15 protein-coding genes are annotated in these 19423 nt (G+C 53.4%); 8 read left to right on the top strand and 7 right to left on the bottom strand.

Annotation, left to right across the window (positions count from 1 at the left end):
* Positions 1-4: 4 nt before the first annotated feature.
* From panF to IB196_RS02270, 7 genes are all read right to left on the bottom strand, one after another.
* Positions 5-1456: a sodium/pantothenate symporter gene (gene panF, locus IB196_RS02240; RefSeq protein ID WP_005121380.1), complete on the bottom strand. Its 1452-nt coding sequence runs from the start codon at positions 1454-1456 to the stop codon at positions 5-7.
* Positions 1446-1688 (bottom strand): YhdT family protein, encoded by a 243-nt coding sequence (locus IB196_RS02245; protein ID WP_005121379.1) that lies wholly within the window; start codon positions 1686-1688, stop codon positions 1446-1448. The genes panF and IB196_RS02245 overlap by 11 nt, the downstream gene beginning before the upstream one ends.
* Positions 1689-1795: 107 nt before the next feature.
* Complete coding sequence (gene accC / locus IB196_RS02250; RefSeq protein WP_003828838.1) at positions 1796-3145, bottom strand: acetyl-CoA carboxylase biotin carboxylase subunit; 1350 nt, start codon at positions 3143-3145, stop codon at positions 1796-1798.
* A gap of 10 nt (positions 3146-3155) precedes the next feature.
* A complete protein-coding gene (accB, locus tag IB196_RS02255; protein WP_005121378.1) occupies positions 3156-3626 on the bottom strand; it encodes an acetyl-CoA carboxylase biotin carboxyl carrier protein in 471 nt (156 codons plus the stop codon).
* Between the two features lie 392 nt (positions 3627-4018).
* Positions 4019-4618, bottom strand: coding sequence for a protein-methionine-sulfoxide reductase heme-binding subunit MsrQ (gene msrQ, locus IB196_RS02260; RefSeq protein ID WP_005121376.1), 600 nt, complete (start codon positions 4616-4618; stop codon positions 4019-4021).
* Positions 4619-5623, bottom strand: a complete 1005-nt coding sequence (msrP, locus tag IB196_RS02265; protein ID WP_005121375.1) for a protein-methionine-sulfoxide reductase catalytic subunit MsrP — start codon at positions 5621-5623, stop codon at positions 4619-4621.
* A 119-nt stretch (positions 5624-5742) separates the two neighbouring features.
* The gene (locus tag IB196_RS02270) at positions 5743-6717 is read right to left on the bottom strand and encodes an MDR family oxidoreductase (RefSeq protein ID WP_005121374.1); all 975 of its coding nucleotides are present in this window, start codon (positions 6715-6717) and stop codon (positions 5743-5745) included.
* Positions 6718-6942: 225 nt separating this feature from the next.
* On the opposite strand from IB196_RS02270, the gene csrD reads away from it, so the two are divergent.
* The 8 genes from csrD to tldD all read left to right on the top strand — a co-directional run bounded on the left by csrD (position 6943) and on the right by tldD (position 19390).
* Positions 6943-8883 carry an RNase E specificity factor CsrD gene (gene csrD / locus IB196_RS02275; protein WP_005121373.1) on the top strand — a complete coding sequence of 647 codons (1941 nt, stop codon included), beginning with the start codon at positions 6943-6945 and terminating at the stop codon, positions 8881-8883.
* 306 nt (positions 8884-9189) lie between these two features.
* Positions 9190-10233, top strand: a complete 1044-nt coding sequence (mreB, locus tag IB196_RS02280) for a rod shape-determining protein MreB (protein WP_000913396.1) — start codon at positions 9190-9192, stop codon at positions 10231-10233.
* 63 nt (positions 10234-10296) lie between these two features.
* On the top strand, positions 10297-11319 hold the full coding sequence (mreC, locus tag IB196_RS02285; RefSeq protein WP_040234170.1) for a rod shape-determining protein MreC: 1023 nt from the start codon (positions 10297-10299) through the stop codon (positions 11317-11319).
* Entirely contained in the window at positions 11320-11808 is a 489-nt protein-coding gene (gene mreD, locus IB196_RS02290; protein WP_040234168.1) for a rod shape-determining protein MreD, read from the top strand.
* 8 nt (positions 11809-11816) lie between these two features.
* Positions 11817-12410, top strand: coding sequence for a nucleoside triphosphate pyrophosphatase (locus IB196_RS02295; RefSeq protein ID WP_005121369.1), 594 nt, complete (start codon positions 11817-11819; stop codon positions 12408-12410).
* Positions 12400-13869 (top strand): ribonuclease G, encoded by a 1470-nt coding sequence (rng, locus tag IB196_RS02300; protein ID WP_005121368.1) that lies wholly within the window; start codon positions 12400-12402, stop codon positions 13867-13869. Before IB196_RS02295 ends, rng begins: the two co-directional genes overlap by 11 nt.
* A 111-nt stretch (positions 13870-13980) precedes the next feature.
* On the top strand, positions 13981-17781 hold the full coding sequence (gene yhdP, locus IB196_RS02305; RefSeq protein ID WP_188231853.1) for an AsmA2 domain-containing protein YhdP: 3801 nt from the start codon (positions 13981-13983) through the stop codon (positions 17779-17781).
* Positions 17782-17944: 163 nt separating this feature from the next.
* Complete coding sequence (tldD, locus tag IB196_RS02310; RefSeq protein ID WP_188231854.1) at positions 17945-19390, top strand: metalloprotease TldD; 1446 nt, start codon at positions 17945-17947, stop codon at positions 19388-19390.
* The last annotated feature ends 33 nt before the right edge of the window (positions 19391-19423 follow it).

Consider the following 19423-nt stretch of genomic DNA (forward strand, 5'->3'; position numbering starts at 1 on the left):
CTCTTTATTTATCAGTAGTCAATATGGTGGCTTGCGGAACGGTGGAACCGAAACGGTTGCCGATCAGGAAAGCCAGCAAGCTTATCAGCAACGAGGGCACGATCGGATGGAAGCCCAGGTACTGAACGTTAAAGGTCGCGAGTACGGCATACAACACGCCGCCGACAATCATCGCGCTCAATGCGCCTGCCGCGTTTGCGCGCTCCCAGTACAGGCCCAGCACCAGCGGCCACAGGAAGACCGCTTCCAGCCCGCCAAATGCCAGCAGGTTAAGCCAGATAATCATCTCTGGCGGTTTCCAGGCAGCCAGCAGCAGTAACGCGCCGAGCAGCAGGGTAATCACGGCCGACATGCGCTTCAGCCGGGTTTCGTTTTTCAACTGTTCCGGACGAAGATTCAGGTACAGATCCTTAATGATCGTAGCGGAGCTCTGCAGCAATTGGGCATTGATCGTCGACATGATCGCGGCCATGGGCGCTGCGAGGAAGACACCGGCAGCTACCGGTGGCAACACTTTGACCATCAGGGTTGGGATAACCAGATCCGGTACCGTCAGGTCAGGGATCACCGCACGTCCCAATGCACCCGCCAGATGCATCCCAAACATCAGGATCGCCACTACGATGGTGCCGATGATAATTCCGCGGTGCACCGCTTTGCTGTCTTTATAGGAGATACAGCGTACCGCCGTATGCGGCAGGCCAATGACGCCAAAGCACACCAGTACCCAGAATGAGGTCATAAACGTGGGTGACAGAATGTCATCCGCGCCCTGCGGCGAGACCAGTTTAGGGTCGATGGTTTGCAGGGTTACCACTGCATTGCTAAGGCCACCGGCGGCATGAACGACGCCGACCAGCAGAACGATAGTACCAATCAGCATCACCATGCCCTGCATCGTGTCATTCAGTACGCTGGCGCGAAATCCACCGAACGCCGTATACAAGGCGATACTGACGCCAAAGATTAGCAGACCGGTTTCGTAAGGAATGCCCGCGGCGGTTTCCAGCAAACGTGCGCCGCCAATAAACTGTACGGTCATTGCTCCGACAAACGCGACCAGCAGGCTAAGACTTGCCAGCCAGACCAGCAGACGGCTCTGGTAGCGGGCAAACAGCATGTCGTTAAGGGTTACGGCGTTGTAACGGCGCGCCAGAATGGCGAATTTCTTCCCGAGGATCCCCAAAGAGAGCCAAACTGCAGGCAACTGGATCATCGCCAGTAATACCCATCCCAACCCGTATTTATAAGCGGCGCCAGGGCCGCCAATAAACGAGCTGGCGCTAATGTAGGTTGCTGTTAGCGTCATGGCTAACACGACCCCGCCCATCGAGCGGCTGCCGAGGAAATATTCATTCAGGAAAGTGCCGGTCATGCGCTTTCTCATGGCGTAAACAGAGAGACCGAAGACCACCAACAGATAGGCGACCAGCGGCAAAATAACTTCAAGCTGCATCGTCATCCTCCAACGGAATGTCGCGATAGATAAACTTCACCATCGCCCAGCACAGTACGATGAAAACCAACGGTGTTAGCAGGCAGGCCATTTCGAACCAGTGCGGTAAGCCGGTAAAACCGAGGGTTGAATCTGGTAAGTAAGCAGTCACTAACCATGCGGCAAGGTATAAAAGGGTCAGCCACAGCGCCCAGCGCGCCTCTTTATGGGCCTGAACAAAACGAGCGTCCATTTTTTGTCCCTTGTGGATAAAGAAAGCGGGGATTGTACCTTATGGCGCGTACGGGAGGGGAGAAAAACAAAAGGCCGGAATTTCCGGCCTTTTCGATTAACGCACGCTTATTTTTCCTGAAGTCCGAGTTTTTTCTCCAGATAGTGGATATTGGTTCCACCATGCTGGAAGTGCTCGTCATTCATGATGCGGATCTGCAGATCAACGTTGGTTTTGATGCCATCGATGATCAGTTCCTGCAATGCGTTTTTCATGCGGGCGATAGCGACGTCGCGGTTTTCGCCGTAGCAAATCAGCTTACCGATCATTGAGTCATAGTACGGAGGTACAGTGTAGCCTGCGTAAATATGAGACTCCCAGCGCACACCAAATCCACCCGGCGCGTGGAAACGCGTGATTTTACCCGGGCTTGGCAGGAAGGTGTTCGGGTCTTCGGCGTTGATACGGCATTCCACCGCATGGCCCTTAACCACAACTTCGTCCTGCTTGATGGACAGCGGTTGTCCCGCAGCGATACGCAGCTGCTCTTTGATCAGGTCAACGCCGGTGATCATTTCAGTTACCGGGTGTTCAACCTGAATACGGGTGTTCATCTCAATGAAGTAGAACTCGCCGTTTTCGAACAGGAACTCGAAAGTACCTGCCCCACGATAGCCGATATCAACGCACGCTTTGGCGCAACGCTCGCCGATGTAGCGACGCAGTTCCGGGGTAATGCCCGGTGCTGGTGCTTCTTCGACGACTTTCTGGTGACGACGCTGCATGGAGCAGTCACGCTCAGCCAGATAAATCGCGTTACCCTGACCGTCTGCCAGCACCTGAATTTCGATGTGGCGTGGGTTTTCCAGGTACTTCTCCATGTAGACCATGTCGTTGTTGAAAGCCGCTTTCGCTTCCGCTTTGGTCATGGAGATGGATTGTGCCAGTTCGGCATCGCTGCGCACGACGCGCATACCGCGACCGCCGCCGCCGCCGGAGGCTTTGATGATAACCGGATAGCCGATGCGTTTAGCATGCGCGCGGTTAGCGTCCATGTCATCGCCCAGCGGGCCGTCAGAGCCTGGAACGGTCGGTACGCCAGCTTTCTTCATGGCGGTGATCGCAGACACTTTGTCGCCCATCAGGCGGATAGTGTCGGCTTTCGGGCCGATGAAGATAAAGCCGGAACGTTCTACCTGTTCAGCAAAGTTGGCGTTCTCAGAGAGGAAGCCATAACCCGGGTGAATTGCCACCGCGCCGGTGATTTCAGCGGCGCTAATGATTGCCGGGATGTTCAGATAGCTTTTTACGGACGGAGCCGGGCCAATACAGACCGTCTCATCCGCCAGCAATACGTGTTTTAAATCGCGATCCGCGCTTGAGTGCACTGCGACAGTCTTGATGCCCAGTTCTTTACAGGCACGAAGAATACGCAAGGCAATCTCGCCGCGGTTAGCGATGACAATTTTATCCAACATGTTCGCCTCGTTATTCGATGACGACCAGCGGCTCGTCAAATTCTACCGGTTGACCACTTTCTACCAGAATCGCTTTCACTACGCCGGATTTGTCGGCTTCGATCTGGTTCATCATTTTCATGGCTTCAACGATGCACAGGGTATCGCCCGCATTGACTTTCTGGCCGATTTCGATGAACGCTTTCGCGTCCGGGCTCGGGGTGCGGTAGAACGTACCAACCATTGGGGAGCGTACGATGTGACCACTGATTTCCGCTGCTGCCGGCGCTTCCATACTTGGAGTAGCAGTCTGTGCAACAGCGTTAGACAGAGCTGGCTGCTGCATCACTGGTGCAGCATAAGCCTGTTGCATCATTGGAAAACTTGCAGCTGGCGCTGCACGGCTGATGCGTACAGACTCTTCGCCTTCAGAAATTTCCAGTTCGGAGATGCCTGATTCTTCAACCAGCTCGATCAGTTTTTTAATCTTACGAATATCCATGAGTGGGTTCCGTACTCTTTGTTTAGTGAGATTGTGACAGGCGTTTTACCGCCGTCTGTATAGCATTTTTATAACAGTGAGTGACAAGATGCCACGCATCTCAGGCGTTGCACTGCGTGCTGCGGCCATTATATGAGATTGCCAGACTTGTTAGTCATTGTGCGGCTATCTTCTGTCATTTTCGGGTAAAAGACAAAATATACCTTCAATATGCGATTGTCACCCTTTCTGCGCTGTAAAAACGCTACCGGGGAGAGCAAAGGCGCACATTATAACTATTTCGTAGCAATTGGCAGCTAAATACTGGTCTTATCAGGGAAGATAATCAACCGCTGGCATGTAAAGAACATGGGTTCGTCTGTGTTTTGCAACGTACTGCACATATCGTGAAACTACCGCCACCACTGGCGAAACTTCTTGTAGCGGTAGGCTAACAGCACCGCTGCAAGTGCGGCATAAATAATCGGTTGTGGAGAGATAATTTTTACCGACCACATATAATGTATGGGTGCCAGGATCGCCACAAGATAGACGAAGTTGTGCAGATACTGCCAATATTTACCCAGTTTTCGCTGGGCTGCCTGTGTAGAGGTTAAGGTGAGGGCGAATAAGATGACCCAACTGACAATGCCCAGCATCAAATAAGGTCGCGTGATTAACTCCCGTCCTAACAACGCCAGATTATTAATGCCCAGCTCCAGGAGCGCATAGCTGGTTAAATGTAATGTCGCCCAGGCAAAACACCATAGCCCTAACAGGCGACGCGTGCGTATCAATAATGGCTGTTTAGCGTAGCGCGCCAACGGCGCAACCAGCAAGCTAGCCAGTAAGAATTTCAGAGCTGTCCGACCGGTAAAGTGCTGAATGTCTTTGACCGGATCGGCGCTCAGTCCCCCATGATTTACCGCCCAAAATAGCCAGAGAAACGGTAAAAGTCCGGCAAGATGCAGGCAAACTTTCAGCCAGGTAATCTGTTTTGCAGTCAGGCGCACTTAAAAATTCTCCCGCAGATCGAGACCCCGGTACAGGGAAGCGACTTCCTTTGCATAGCCGTTAAACAGCAACGTGGGCTGGCGCTGTACATCCAGTATGCCGCCCGCGCCGATGAAGCGTTCAGTCGCTTGTGACCAGCGGGGATGATCGACATGCGGATTCACATTGGCATAAAAACCGTATTCATCGGACGCAGCCATATTCCAGGTGGTTGGCGGGCGTTCACGCGTCAGTTTAATACTGACGATCGACTTAATGCCTTTAAACCCGTATTTCCATGGCACCGTTAAGCGAATAGGGGCACCATTTTGTGGCGGAAGTGCCTTGCCATACACGCCCACGGTAAGCAGCGTGAGCGGATGCATGGCCTCATCCAGACGTAGCCCTTCAACATAGGGATATTTTAACCCACCGCCAATAAAGCGATCTTTCTGTCCCGGCATCTCTTCGGGAGCATAGCGTGTTTCGAACGCGACATATTTTGCATTGCTGGTGGGTTCAACCAGCGCTAACAGTTTATGTAAAGGAAAACCAATCCACGGTACGACCATCGACCAGGCTTCAACACAGCGCATTCGATATATACGCTCTTCCAGTGGGAAACGGGTGGTTAAGTCATCATGATCGAGCGTCAACGGTTTAGCGACTTCACCGCTGATTTTCAGCGTCCAGGGATCGGTTTTCAGACTGCCGGCATTGGCTGCAGGATCGGCTTTGTCGAGGCCGAACTCGTAGAAGTTGTTATAGCCAGAAACTTTATCTTCTGGTGTTAAAGGAAGCGTATTTTGCCAGGCTGTCGGCTTGGTGAAATCAAGGGGTTTACCGGCAGGCGCGGGCGGACGGTCATTGCCTTTAAACCAGCTCAGAAGATCGGCCTCGGCAGAAAAGGGCAAAGACAAAGCGGCGGCGCTGATACCCAGCGCTTTCAACACCTGGCGGCGCTGCATAAAAAAAGCCGACTCGGCTGTTACATCGGCTTCAGTGAACGGACGTATTTTCTTCATAACGGACTCCCGACATACGCGCAAAGGCTCATACTGGCGCGTAGTTACTATGGCAGGGAGTCCGTCAATGTGCAGAGAAATTTAGTTAATTAAATGTAAATTTGTATCTGCGAATTGTTTTATTGCACCTTCACCAGCGTACGGCCCTGCACCTGGTTATTGATGATGGCATCGGCAAACTTCGGTGCATCGGCAAGCGTGATTTCTGTCGCTGCCTGGGTATAGAACGACTCTGGCAGGTCGTTAACCAGACGTTGCCAGGCCTGTGCACGACGAGCCGGAGGCGTCATCACGGAGTCGACGCCCTGTAAACGCACGTTGCGCAGAATAAACGGCATCACCGTGGTGGGTAGCGCAAAACCGCCAGCCAGACCACAGGCGGCAACACAACCGCCATAGTTCATCTGCGCCAGTACTTTTGCCAGCACTTTGTCGCCAACGGTATCAATGGCACCCGCCCACAGTTGTTTTTCCAGCGGACGAGATTCAGCAAACTCATCACGACCCAGAATGCGGTTGGCTCCCAGGCTTTTCAGGTAGTCGTGGGTGCTTTCGCGGCCCGATACTGCCGCAACCTGGTAACCCAGTTTGTGCAGTAGCGCAACGGCAGTACTGCCTACACCACCGCTGGCGCCGGTGACGACGATTTCGCCGTCTTCCGGGCGGATACCGGCATCTTCAAGCGCCATGACGCACAGCATCGCGGTAAAACCGGCGGTGCCAATGACCATGGCTTTGCGACCGTCCAGTCCTTTTGGCAGCGCAACCAGCCAGTCGCCTTTCACACGAGCGCGTTCGGCCAGCCCACCCCAATGATTCTCACCCACGCCCCATCCGGTCAGTAAGACTTCCTGACCTGCATGAAAACGAGGATCTTCACTTGTGCGTACGGTACCGGCGAAATCGATACCAGGAATCATCGGAAAATTGCGGATAATTTTACCCTTGCCGGTGATGGCGAGGGCATCTTTATAGTTCAGGCTCGACCAGTGAACATCCACCGTCACATCGCCTTCAGGTAGCTGATTTTCGTCGAGGGGTTGAACGGATGCGAGGGTTTTTCCGTCCTGCTGTTCTAAGATCAAAGCCTGCATAACCTGTCCTCAATTCATATAGTGGATTGGAAAATTATCTGTGAAGACTATACTCGCTAATTAAAACATGATGCCGATTCTGCGCAATAAATTGCCAGATATACCTGATTTGGTAGTATGCCCACATTATTTGTGTAAATTGACGGATTTCGCGTTCAGTTTTGCATTTTCGTGTCGCTTTTTCACTTTCACACCTGATTCATCACTGTCGGAGTTAACACAAGGATGCGATTAACGACGAAATTTTCAGCCTTTGTCACGCTGCTTACCGGGTTAACGATTTTCGTGACGCTGATAGGTTGCTCGCTGAGTTTCTATAACGCTATTCAATATAAGTTCACCACTCGCGTCCATGCCGTCGCGACGGCGATCGATACCCATCTGGTCACCAGGGATGTCGTGTCCTTAACGCCGCAAATTGATGAATTAATGATTTCGGTTGATATCGTCCGTATTGAATTGCTTCAGGGTGACCGCGTTGTTTATAGCCATTCCCGAACCAGCAGCTACCGCCCGGCGGGGACGAATAACCTTTATCGCGATCTCACCGTGCCATTGGTCAAGCATCCGGGGATGTCGCTGCGTATGGTTTACCAGGATCCGATGGGCAACTATTTCCATTCGTTGATGACCACGGCACCGCTTACGCTATCGATAGGCTTTATTATCCTGATGCTGTTTTTGTCGGTACGCTGGCTTCAACGTCAACTGTCCGGACAGGAATTACTGGAGATTCGTTCAACGCGGATCCTCAACGGTGAACGCGGGCCAAATGTGCGGGGAACGGTCTATGAGTGGCCAGCGCGTACCAGTAGTGCGCTCGACATGCTACTGACCGAAATTCAAAATGCTCGTGAGCAGCGCAGCAGGTTGGATACGCTAATTCGCTCCTATGTCGCGCAGGATACAAAAACGGGGCTGAGCAACCGCTTGTTCTTTGATAACCAACTGGCGACGCTGCTGGAGGATCAGGAAAAAGTCGGCTCGCATGGTGTGGTGATGATGGTTCGTCTGCCGGACTTTACGCTGCTACGCGAGAGCTGGGGCATTACCCAGGCGGAAGAACAAATTTCAACGCTTATCAATTTGTTGTCCACCTTTATGATGCGCTATCCAGGCGCACTGTTAGCGCGTTACCACCGAAGTGATTTTGCCATCCTGCTGCCACACCGCACGTTAAAAGAAGCGGAAAGCATTGCCGGGCAACTCTTAAAGGCGGTGGATGCACTTCCGGCTAATAAAATGATCGATCGTGCCGATATGGTTCATATTGGCATTTGTGTCTGTCGCAGCGGTCAATCTACTGAACAAGTTATGGATCACGCTGAGGCGGCCACCCGGAATTCAGTATTACAAGGCGGGAACAGTTGGTCGGTGTATGACGACTCTCTGCCGGAAAAAGGCCGGGGCAATGTGCGCTGGCGAACGCTGATTGAGCAGATGCTCAGTCGGGGCGGACCGCGAATTTATCAAAAACCTGCCGTAACGCGTGAAGGGCGGGTGCACCATCGCGAGCTTATGTGCCGTATTTTCGATGGCAGCGAAGAGGTCATCTCGGCGGAATATATGCCGATGGTGCTGCAATTTGGTCTGGCGGAAGAGTATGACCGTCTGCAGTTAAGCCGTCTCATCCTGCTTTTGGGTTACTGGCCGCAGGAAAATCTGGCGATGCAGACGACGGTTGAATCGCTCATTCGCCCACGTTTTCAGCGTTGGCTGCGAGATACGCTGATGCAGTGCGAAAAATCGCTACGTAAACGCATAATTATTGAACTTGCTGAGGCGGATGTTTGTCAACACATCAGCCGGTTACAACCGGTTATCCGATTGATGGATGCGCTTGGCGTACGTATCGCCGTTACGCAGGCCGGTTTAACGTTGGTGAGTACCAGCTGGATCAAAGAGCTGAATGTCGAATTGTTGAAGCTTCATCCCAGTCTGGTGAGAAACATTGATAAGCGAACGGAAAATCAGTTGCTGGTTCAGAGCCTGGTAGAGACGTGTACCGGAACGCCAACGCAGGTTTATGCCACGGGCGTTCGTTCGCGCAGCGAGTGGCATACCCTGACCGAACGTGGAGTCGCGGGTGGGCAGGGTGATTTTTTTGCCGCATCACAGCCACTTGACACAAACGTGAAAAAATATTCGCAAAGATACTCGGTTTAACCTGCCGTTTAATTTGTTTTCACGTAGAATAACGCGCGCTGTGCCTTCTGGGGGTGTGCTTGTCTGCTCGCCAGGTTGTAACAGCAAACATGCAGGTGAATGACCTTTGACAGGTTGCAAACAAAAGCGAGGACTGCTGCTGAGTTTTTCAGCCCTGATGGACTCAGGCCGGTTTTGTAACAAAGGAAACGAACTGCACTAATTTTCACCGTAGCAGATGATTTTTGCGCCTTGTCGCTGCTGCGTGTGGTTGGTAAAGTAAGCGGATTTTGTTTTCCGCCCCAGCTTTCAGGATTATCCCTTAGTATGTTGAAAAAATTTCGTGGCATGTTTTCCAATGACCTGTCCATTGACCTGGGTACCGCGAATACCCTTATTTATGTAAAAGGACAAGGCATCGTATTGAATGAGCCTTCCGTTGTGGCCATTCGTCAGGATCGTGCCGGTTCGCCGAAAAGCGTGGCTGCAGTAGGTCATGATGCGAAGCAGATGCTGGGTCGTACGCCGGGCAATATCGCTGCAATTCGCCCAATGAAAGATGGCGTTATCGCTGACTTCTTCGTGACTGAAAAAATGCTCCAGCACTTTATCAAACAAGTGCACAGCAACAGCTTCATGCGCCCAAGCCCGCGCGTACTGGTGTGTGTACCGGTTGGAGCAACTCAGGTTGAACGCCGTGCCATCCGTGAATCCGCTCAGGGCGCAGGTGCTCGTGAAGTGTTCCTGATCGAAGAGCCGATGGCGGCAGCGATCGGTGCGGGCCTGCCTGTTTCTGAAGCAACCGGCTCAATGGTTGTCGATATCGGTGGTGGTACCACAGAAGTCGCCGTTATCTCTCTGAACGGCGTAGTTTACTCCTCCTCCGTGCGTATTGGTGGTGACCGCTTCGACGAAGCCATCATTAATTATGTTCGCCGTAACTACGGCTCGCTGATCGGTGAAGCTACCGCGGAACGTATTAAGCACGAAATCGGTTCTGCTTATCCTGGCGACGAAGTACGCGAGATTGAAGTTCGCGGTCGTAACCTGGCAGAAGGTGTTCCACGTGGCTTTACCCTGAACTCTAACGAGATCCTGGAAGCGCTGCAGGAACCCCTGACCGGTATCGTAAGCGCGGTGATGGTTGCACTGGAACAGTGCCCGCCAGAGCTGGCGTCTGACATCTCAGAACGCGGTATGGTCCTGACCGGCGGTGGTGCGCTGCTGCGTAACCTTGATCGTCTGTTAATGGAAGAGACCGGTATTCCAGTTGTTGTTGCCGAAGATCCGCTGACCTGTGTGGCTCGCGGTGGCGGTAAAGCACTGGAAATGATCGATATGCACGGCGGCGACTTGTTCAGCGAAGAGTAATCGGATGCAGGAAGGGTAGCCATGGGTTGCTCTTCCGCTCTGATGCGAGAATACGCATAGACTATGAAGCCAATTTTTAGCCGTGGCCCGTCGCTACAGATTCGCCTTATTCTGGCGGTGCTGGTGGCGCTCGGCGTTATTATTGCCGACAGCCGCCTGGGTACGTTTAGTCAAATCCGAACGTATATGGATACCGCCGTCAGTCCTTTCTACTTTATCTCTAATGGTCCCCGTGAATTACTCGACGGCGTGTCGCAAACGCTGGCTTCTCGTGACCAACTCGAACTTGAAAACCGGGCGTTGCGTCAGGAACTGCTGCTGAAAAACAGTGAACTGCTGATGCTGGGGCAATATAAACAGGAGAATGCGCGTTTGCGTGAGCTGCTGGGATCGCCGCTGCGCCAGGACGAACAAAAAATGGTGACGCAGGTCATCTCAACGGTTAACGATCCTTACAGCGATCAGGTTGTGATCGACAAAGGGAGTGTTAACGGCGTTTATGAAGGTCAGCCGGTCATCAGCGATAAAGGCGTAGTGGGCCAGGTCGTTGCGGTGGCTAAACTGACCAGCCGCGTACTGCTGATTTGTGACGCGACGCATGCGCTGCCAATCCAGGTATTGCGTAACGATATTCGCGTGATCGCTGCCGGTAACGGTTGCACGGACGATCTTCAGCTTGAACACCTGCCGGCTAATACTGACATTCGCGTTGGCGATGTGCTGGTGACCTCCGGTCTGGGTGGGCGTTTCCCTGAAGGCTATCCCGTCGGTGTCGTTTCCTCTGTGAAGCTGGATACCCAGCGCGCATACACCGTGATTCAGGCGCGTCCGACGGCGGGTTTACAGCGTTTACGTTATCTGCTGCTGCTGTGGGGGGCCGATCGCAATGGCGCTAACCCGATGACGCCGGAAGAAGTGCACCGTGTAGCTAATGAACGTCTGATGCAAATGATGCCGCAAGTCCTGCCGGCACCGGATGCCATGGGGCCTCCTGCGCCAGTTCCTGCTCCGGCGACAGGTGTAACGCCGGTTCCTGCAACAACCACGCCGTCACAACCTGCTCCGCGTAAGCCGGGAGGGCAGTAAGTGGCAAGCATCCGTCACCAGGGACGTTGGGTCATTTGGCTCTCGTTCCTAATTGCATTTCTGCTGCAAGTCATGCCCTGGCCGGACGAGATCCTCGTTTTCCGGCCGAACTGGGTGCTGCTCATTCTGCTGTACTGGATCCTGGCGCTGCCGCATCGCGTAAATGTGGGCACAGGATTTATCGTGGGTGCCATACTGGATCTCATTAGCGGCTCTACGCTTGGTGTGCGGGCATTGTCGATGAGTATCATTGCTTATCTGGTCGCACTGAAATTTCAGCTCTTCCGTAACCTCGCGCTCTGGCAGCAGGCGCTGGTAGTTATGTTGTTGTCACTGGTCGTGGATATTATTGTTTTCTGGGCCGAGTTTTTAGTGATCAACGTCTCTTTCAGACCTGAAGTGTTCTGGAGTAGTGTAGTAAATGGTGTGCTTTGGCCATGGCTATTCTTACTGATGCGTAAAGTCCGCCAGCAGTTTGCGGTGCAATAAAGGTTGATATGAATACTCTGTATCTTGCTTCAGGTTCTCCACGTCGTCAGGAGTTGCTCGCTCAGCTTGGTGTTACGTTTGAACGGGTGGTTCCTGGAATTGAAGAACAGCGGCACCCGCAGGAAAGCGCCCAGCAGTATGTTGTTCGTCTGGCGCGTGAAAAAGCGCAAGCGGGCGTAGCACTGGCTGAGCGCGATTTACCTGTGCTGGGAGCGGATACCATTGTGATCCTTAATGGCGAAGTGCTGGAAAAACCACATGATGCCGACCATGCAGCAGCGATGCTGCACAAACTGTCAGGTAAAACGCATCAGGTCATGACGGCTGTCGCATTAGCCGATCGCCAGCACAGCCTGGACTGTCTGGTGGTGACGGAAGTGACATTCAGAGCACTAACAGATGAGGACATCGCGGGTTATGTTGCCAGCGGTGAGCCTATGGATAAAGCAGGTGCATACGGTATTCAAGGGTTGGGTGGCTGTTTTGTCAGGAAGATCAATGGCAGCTATCACGCCGTAGTCGGCTTACCGCTGGTAGAAACGTATGAGTTGCTGAGCAATTTTAACGCACTGCGTGAGAAAAGGGATAAACATGACGGCTGAATTGTTGGTAAACGTAACGCCATCGGAAACGCGGGTGGCGTACATTGATGGCGGTATTCTGCAGGAAATTCATATTGAACGTGAGGCGCGACGCGGAATCGTAGGCAATATCTACAAAGGTCGTGTAAGTCGTGTACTTCCGGGTATGCAGGCGGCTTTTGTAGATATTGGGCTGGATAAAGCCGCATTTCTCCACGCATCAGACATCATGCCGCATACCGAATGCGTAGCGGGTGAAGAACAAAAACAGTTCACTGTGCGCGATATCTCCGAACTGGTGCGTCAGGGGCAAGACCTGATGGTACAGGTGGTGAAAGATCCTCTGGGCACGAAGGGCGCACGCCTGACGACGGATATCACGCTTCCTTCCCGTTATCTTGTTTTTATGCCTGGCGCCTCGCACGTGGGGGTTTCTCAGCGAATCGAGAGCGAAACTGAACGCGAGCGACTGAAGAAAGTGGTGGCGGATTACTGCGACGAGCAGGGCGGATTCATCATTCGCACGGCGGCTGAAGGCGTATGTGAAGAAGACCTTGCCTCTGATGCTGCTTACCTGAAGCGTGTCTGGACGAAGGTCATGGAGCGTAAGAAGCGCCCGCAAACGCGCTACCAGATGTATGGTGAACTGGCACTGGCGCAGCGCGTTCTGCGTGATTTTGCCGATGCTCAGTTAGACCGAATTCGTGTCGATTCCCGCCTGACCTATGAAGCGTTGCTGGAATTTACGGCGGAATACATCCCTGAGATGACCAGCAAACTGGAACATTACAGCGGACGCCAGCCTATTTTTGATCTCTTTGACGTTGAGAATGAAATCCAGCGCGCGCTCGAACGTAAAGTTGAGCTGAAGTCCGGCGGCTATCTGATCATCGACCAAACCGAAGCGATGACCACCGTCGACATCAATACCGGCGCGTTTGTTGGGCATCGTAATCTCGACGACACTATCTTTAATACTAATATTGAAGCAACGCAGGCCATTGCCCGTCAGCTGCGTCTGCGTAACCTCGGCGGCATTATTATTATCGATTTTATCGACATGAATAATGAAGACCACCGTCGCCGGGTGCTGCACTCTCTGGAGCAGGCGCTGAGCAAGGATCGCGTAAAAACCAGTATCAACGGTTTTTCACAGCTGGGTCTGGTAGAGATGACGCGCAAACGCACGCGCGAAAGCGTGGAGCATGTGCTGTGTAACGAGTGCCCAACCTGCCACGGACGTGGCACGGTGAAAACGGTGGAAACCGTGTGCTATGAAATCATGCGTGAAATTGTGCGCGTTCACCATGCATATGAATCCGATCGTTTCCTGGTTTATGCCTCTCCTGCGGTGGCTGAAGCCCTGAAGAGTGAAGAATCGCATGCGCTGGCGGAAGTGGAAATCTTTGTCGGCAAACAGGTCAAAGTACAAGTCGAACCGCTCTATAACCAGGAGCAGTTTGACGTGGTCATGATGTAAATCGTGTAGTGGCACCCGCGCATGTAGGCCGGATAAGGCATAAGCGCCGCTATCCGGCAATATTCACTCAAGGGGTGTGAGTCACATTTTTTGGCAGACAAGGAGAGGCGCGTGAGGCGATTGCCGGGGATTTTACTGCTCACTGGAGCCGCATTCGTTGTCGTCGCAGCGCTGCTGGTCAGTGGGCTGCGCCTTGCTCTGCCGCATCTCGATAGCTGGCGTCCGACCATTCTGGGTAAGATCGAATCTGCCACCGGTATTCCCGTTTCCGCCAGCCAGCTTTCTGCTAACTGGCAAAATTTTGGCCCTACGCTCGAAGCACTCGATATTCATGCACAGCTGAAAGACGGTGGCGAATTCTCGGTAAAGCGTGTCACGCTGGCGCTGGATGTCTGGCAAAGTTTGCTGCACATGCGCTGGCAGTTTCGCGATCTCACCTTCTGGCAACTGCAGTTGCGCACCAATACGCCGATCCAACGCGGCGATAGCGGCGACGGGATTGAAACCAGCCACATCAGCGATCTGTTCCTGCGCCAGTTTGACCATTTTGATCTTCGCGACAGCCAGGTCAGTTTTTTGACCCTGTCAGGCCAGCGCGCGGAACTGGCGATCCCTCAGCTAACCTGGTTGAACGGTAAAAACCGGCATCGTGCTGAAGGCCAGGTCAGCCTCTCCAGCCTGACCGGCCAGCACGGTGTTATGCAGGTGCGTATGGATCTGCGTGATGATGACGGCCTGCTGAATAATGGCCGAGTCTGGCTGCAGGCTGACGACATCGACGTTAAGCCGTGGTTGGGGAAATGGATGCAGGACAATGTTGCGCTGCAAACCGCGCGCTTTAGCCTGGAAGGCTGGATGACGCTCAGCAAAGGCGAAATCTCAGGTGGCGATGTCTGGTTGAAAAAGGGCGGCGCAAGCTGGAAGGGGGAGAGCAACATCCACACGCTGTCCGTCGATAACCTGACTGCGCATATCAGCCGTGAGCACTCCGGTTGGTTGTTCGCAATCCCGGATACGCGCATCACGATGGATGACAAACCCTGGCCGAGCGGGGCATTAACGCTGGCCTGGTTCCCTGAGCAGGAAGTAGGGGGCGCTAATAACAAGCGCAGCGACGAATTACGTATTCGCGCCAGTAACCTGGAGTTAGCCGGGTTAGAGGGGCTACGTCCGATGGCCGCTAAATTATCTCCGGCATTGGGTGATATCTGGCGGGCCACGCAACCGAGCGGCAAGATAAACGTGCTGGCGTTGGATATCCCGTTACAGGCGACCGAAAAAACCCGTTTCCAGTCCTCGTGGACCGATCTGGCCTGGAAACAGTGGAAGCTGCTGCCGGGGGCAGAACATTTCTCCGGTACATTGTCTGGCAGCGTGGAAAATGGCGCATTAACGGCCTCCATGAAGCAGGCAAAAATGCCGTATGAAACCGTCTTTCGTGCCCCGCTGGAGATAGAAGATGGCGTGGCAACGCTCAGTTGGCTGAAGAATGAAAATGGCTTTCAGCTAGACGGGCGCAATATTGACGTTAAAGCGAAAGCGGTACATGCGCGTGGCGGTTTTCGTTATCTGCAACCAACAGGTGATGAACCGTGGCTGGGGATTCTGGCGGGGATTAGCACTCACGATGGCTCCCAGGCCTGGCGCTATTTCCCGGAAAACCTGATGGGAAAAGAGCTGGTTGATTACCTCAGTGGGGCAATTCAGGGCGGTGAGGCGGATAACGCAACACTGGTTTATGGCGGTAACCCACATCTGTTCCCGTATTTGCATAACGAAGGTCAGTTCCAGGTGCTGGTGCCGCTGCGTAATGCAAAATTTGCCTTCCAGCCGGACTGGCCCGCACTGACTGACCTCAATATTGAACTGAACTTCATTAACGATGGCCTGTGGATGAAGACGGATAGCGTCAATCTGGGGGGGGTAAAAGCCACAAACCTGACGGCAAATATCCCTGACTACGCAAAAGAAAAACTGCTGATTGATGCCGACATCAACGGGCCGGGCAAAGCGGTTGGGCCTTATTTCGACGAAACACCGCTGAAAGAGTCGCTCGGTGCCACGCTGGAACAGTTGCAAATTGACGGTGATGTGAGTGCTCGCTTACATCTTGATATCCCGTTAGATGGTTCGCTGGTTACGGCCAAAGGCGATGTGAACCTGCGTAATAACAGTCTGTTTATCAAGCCGCTCGACAGCACGCTGAAGAATTTGAACGGTAAATTCAGCTTTATCAACGGCGATCTCAAGAGCGAGCCGATGACGGCGAACTGGTTTAATCAGCCGCTGAACGTCGACTTTTCCACGACCGAGGGTGCAAAGGCTTACCAGGTTGCTGTGAATCTGAACGGCGACTGGCAGCCAACTCGCATGGGGATACTCCCCGCACAGGTGAGTGAGGCCTTAAGCGGCAGTATGGCGTGGAACGGTAAGGTTGGCATTGACCTGCCATATCATGCCGGAGCGACCTACAACATTGAGCTGAAAGGCGACCTGAAAAATGTAAGCAGTCACTTACCTTCACCGCTGAATAAGGCACCCGGCGAGGCGTTACCGGTGAACGTTAAGGCCAACGGCAATCTGCGCAGTTTTGATCTGACCGGCAACGCGGGCAGTAAGAATCACTTTAACAGCCGCTGGTTGCTGAATCAGAAACTGACGCTTGACCGCGCAATCTGGACGTCGGAAAGCCGTACCGTGCCTGCGTTACCCGATCAGCAAGGCATTGAGCTGAATCTTCCTCCTATGGATGGGGCGCAATGGCTGGCGTTGTTCCAGAAAGGCGCTGCGGATAACGTTGGCACCAATGCCAACTTCCCACAACGTATCACGGTGCGTACGCCATCGTTATCCCTGGGCGGCCAGCAGTGGAATAATTTGAGTATTGTGTCTGCGCCATCAATCAATGGCTCCACCGTGCAGGCGCAGGGGCGTGAGATTAACGCCACATTGGCTATGCGCAATAATGCGCCGTGGCTTGCCAATATCAAGTACCTGTATTACAACCCGAGCGCTGCAACGTCATCACCAAATACAACGCCAGCCTCGCCGTTCTCTGCTATCAATAACGTCAGTTTCCGTGGCTGGCCGGATGCGCAGATACGCTGCGAAGAGTGCTGGATGTGGGGGCAAAAATATGGGCGTATTGATGCCGATGTCGCGATTAAAGGCGACACGCTAACGCTGAGTAACGGTTTGTTGGATACAGGCTTTGCCAGACTGACTACCGATGGCGTGTGGGTGAACGCGCCGGGCAAGGAGCGTACATCACTGAAAGGAAAGCTGAATGGCAACAAGATTGATTCAGCCGCGGGTTTCTTTGGCGTATCTACCCCGATTCGTAACTCTTCCTTTAACGTCGAGTACGATCTGCACTGGCGTAATCCGCCCTGGGATCCGGATGAAGCTTCACTGAATGGCATTTTGCGCACCCGTTTAGGCAAAGGTGAATTGACTGAACTTAGCACCGGACATGCGGGGCAACTGTTACGTCTGCTGAGCTTTGATGCGCTATTGCGTAAACTGCGCTTTGATTTTAGCGATACGTTCAGCGAAGGTTTTTACTTTGACTCTATCCGCAGTACGGCATGGATCAAAGACGGTGTGATGCACACTGATGATACGCTGGTGGATGGCCTCGAAGCTGATATCGCCATGAAAGGTTCGGTGAATCTGGTGCGTCGCGAACTGGATATGGAAGCCGTTGTCGCTCCTGAAATTTCTGCCACCGTTGGGGTGGCCGCGGCGTTTGCCGTCAACCCGATTGTTGGCGCGGCGGTATTTGCCGCCAGTAAAGTTCTGGGGCCGCTGTGGAGCAAAGTTTCAATTCTGCGCTATCGCATTACCGGTCCGGTCGATAAGCCACAGATTAACGAAGTTCTGCGCCAGCCGCGCAAAGAAAGCCAGCAATGATTTGACGGGGGCGAGTAATTGCCCCAATCTCAACATAGAACTTCTACAGCAGTCCGTAGGCCGGATAAGGCGTTTACGCCGCCATCCGGGCATTGAAGCGCCTGATGGCGACGCTGGCGCGTCTTATCAGGCCTACAACAGTAACTAATGAGTAGCAAAAACGATGAGTCTGAACCTGGTAAGTGAACAATTGCTAGCGGCGAATGGCCTGAAACATCAGGATCTGTTTGCCATCCTGGGCCAACTGGCCGAACGCCGTCTTGATTACGGCGATCTCTATTTTCAGTCGAGCTATCACGAATCCTGGGTTTTAGAAGACCGCATCATTAAAGATGGTTCTTACAATATCGATCAGGGTGTTGGCGTGCGCGCCATCAGCGGCGAAAAAACAGGGTTTGCCTATGCGGACCAGATTAGCCTGCTGGCGCTGGAGCAAAGCGCTCATGCTGCCCGTACTATCGTGCGTGACAACGGTGACGGCAAGGTAAAAACGCTGGGGGCGGTGGAGCATCAGGCGCTTTATACCTCAGTTGATCCCCTGCAGAGCATGAGCCGTGAAGAGAAGCTGGATATTCTGCGCCGCGTAGACAACGTGGCGCGTGCTGCCGACAAGCGCGTTCAGGAAGTGACCGCCAGTCTGACCGGTGTTTATGAACTGATTCTGGTGGCGGCGACCGACGGTACGCTGGCCGCTGACGTCCGTCCGCTGGTGCGTTTGTCCGTAAGCGTACAGGTGGAAGAGGACGGTAAGCGCGAGCGCGGCGCCAGCGGTGGCGGCGGTCGTTTTGGCTATGACTATTTCCTTGCCGATCTCGATGGCGAAGTCCGTGCTGATGCATGGGCGAAAGAGGCCGTACGTATGGCGTTGGTTAATCTCTCTGCGGTAGCGGCGCCAGCGGGTACGCTGCCGGTGGTACTCGGTGCTGGATGGCCTGGCGTTCTGCTGCATGAAGCGGTCGGTCATGGTCTGGAAGGTGACTTTAACCGCCGTGGCACGTCGGTGTTCAGCGGTCACATGGGTGAGCTGGTGGCGTCAGAGCTGTGCACCATCGTTGATGACGGCACAATGGCGGATCGTCGTGGTTCTGTGGCTATTGATGATGAAGGCACACCGGGTCAGTACAACGTGCTGATCGAAAACGGCATTCTGAAAGGCTACATGCAGGATAAACTCAATGCGCGCCTGATGGGCGTGGCACCAACGGGTAACGGTCGCCGTGAATCTTACGCGCATCTGCCGATGCCGCGTATGACCAACACCTATATGCTGCCGGGTAAATCCACGCCGCAGGAAATCATCGAATCCGTTGAATACGGTATTTATGCGCCTAACTTCGGCGGCGGCCAGGTGGATATCACCTCCGGGAAATTTGTGTTCTCGACGTCCGAAGCGTACCTGATTGAAAACGGTAAAGTGACCAAACCGGTGAAAGGCGCAACGCTGATTGGCTCCGGTATCGAAGCGATGCAGCAAATTTCGATGGTGGGTAACGATCTGAAACTGGATAACGGCGTAGGCGTTTGCGGTAAAGAAGGACAGAGCCTGCCAGTGGGCGTGGGTCAACCGACGCTGAAGGTGGATAACCTGACCGTGGGCGGTACCGCATAACATCATGATCCAGGCCCGATAAGCGTCAATGCC

The organism is Citrobacter sp. C6_1 (genome assembly GCF_014596835.2).
In the GTDB taxonomy this organism is placed as follows: Bacteria; Pseudomonadota; Gammaproteobacteria; order Enterobacterales; family Enterobacteriaceae; genus Citrobacter; species Citrobacter pasteurii.

Bases quoted from the DNA above. Each gene is read 5' to 3' on its own strand.
- IB196_RS02295 (WP_005121369.1), top strand. From the start codon at position 11,817: ATGAATACTCTGTATCTTGCTTCAGGTTCTCCACGTCGTCAGGAGTTG.
- IB196_RS02270 (WP_005121374.1), bottom strand. From the start codon at position 6,717: ATGCAGGCTTTGATCTTAGAACAGCAGGACGGAAAAACCCTCGCATCC.
- rng (WP_005121368.1), top strand. From the start codon at position 12,400: ATGACGGCTGAATTGTTGGTAAACGTAACGCCATCGGAAACGCGGGTG.
- tldD (WP_188231854.1), top strand. From the start codon at position 17,945: ATGAGTCTGAACCTGGTAAGTGAACAATTGCTAGCGGCGAATGGCCTG.
- accC (WP_003828838.1), bottom strand. From the start codon at position 3,145: ATGTTGGATAAAATTGTCATCGCTAACCGCGGCGAGATTGCCTTGCGT.
- accB (WP_005121378.1), bottom strand. From the start codon at position 3,626: ATGGATATTCGTAAGATTAAAAAACTGATCGAGCTGGTTGAAGAATCA.
- msrP (WP_005121375.1), bottom strand. From the start codon at position 5,623: ATGAAGAAAATACGTCCGTTCACTGAAGCCGATGTAACAGCCGAGTCG.
- mreB (WP_000913396.1), top strand. From the start codon at position 9,190: ATGTTGAAAAAATTTCGTGGCATGTTTTCCAATGACCTGTCCATTGAC.
- panF (WP_005121380.1), bottom strand. From the start codon at position 1,456: ATGCAGCTTGAAGTTATTTTGCCGCTGGTCGCCTATCTGTTGGTGGTC.
- csrD (WP_005121373.1), top strand. From the start codon at position 6,943: ATGCGATTAACGACGAAATTTTCAGCCTTTGTCACGCTGCTTACCGGG.
- mreC (WP_040234170.1), top strand. From the start codon at position 10,297: ATGAAGCCAATTTTTAGCCGTGGCCCGTCGCTACAGATTCGCCTTATT.
- IB196_RS02245 (WP_005121379.1), bottom strand. From the start codon at position 1,688: ATGGACGCTCGTTTTGTTCAGGCCCATAAAGAGGCGCGCTGGGCGCTG.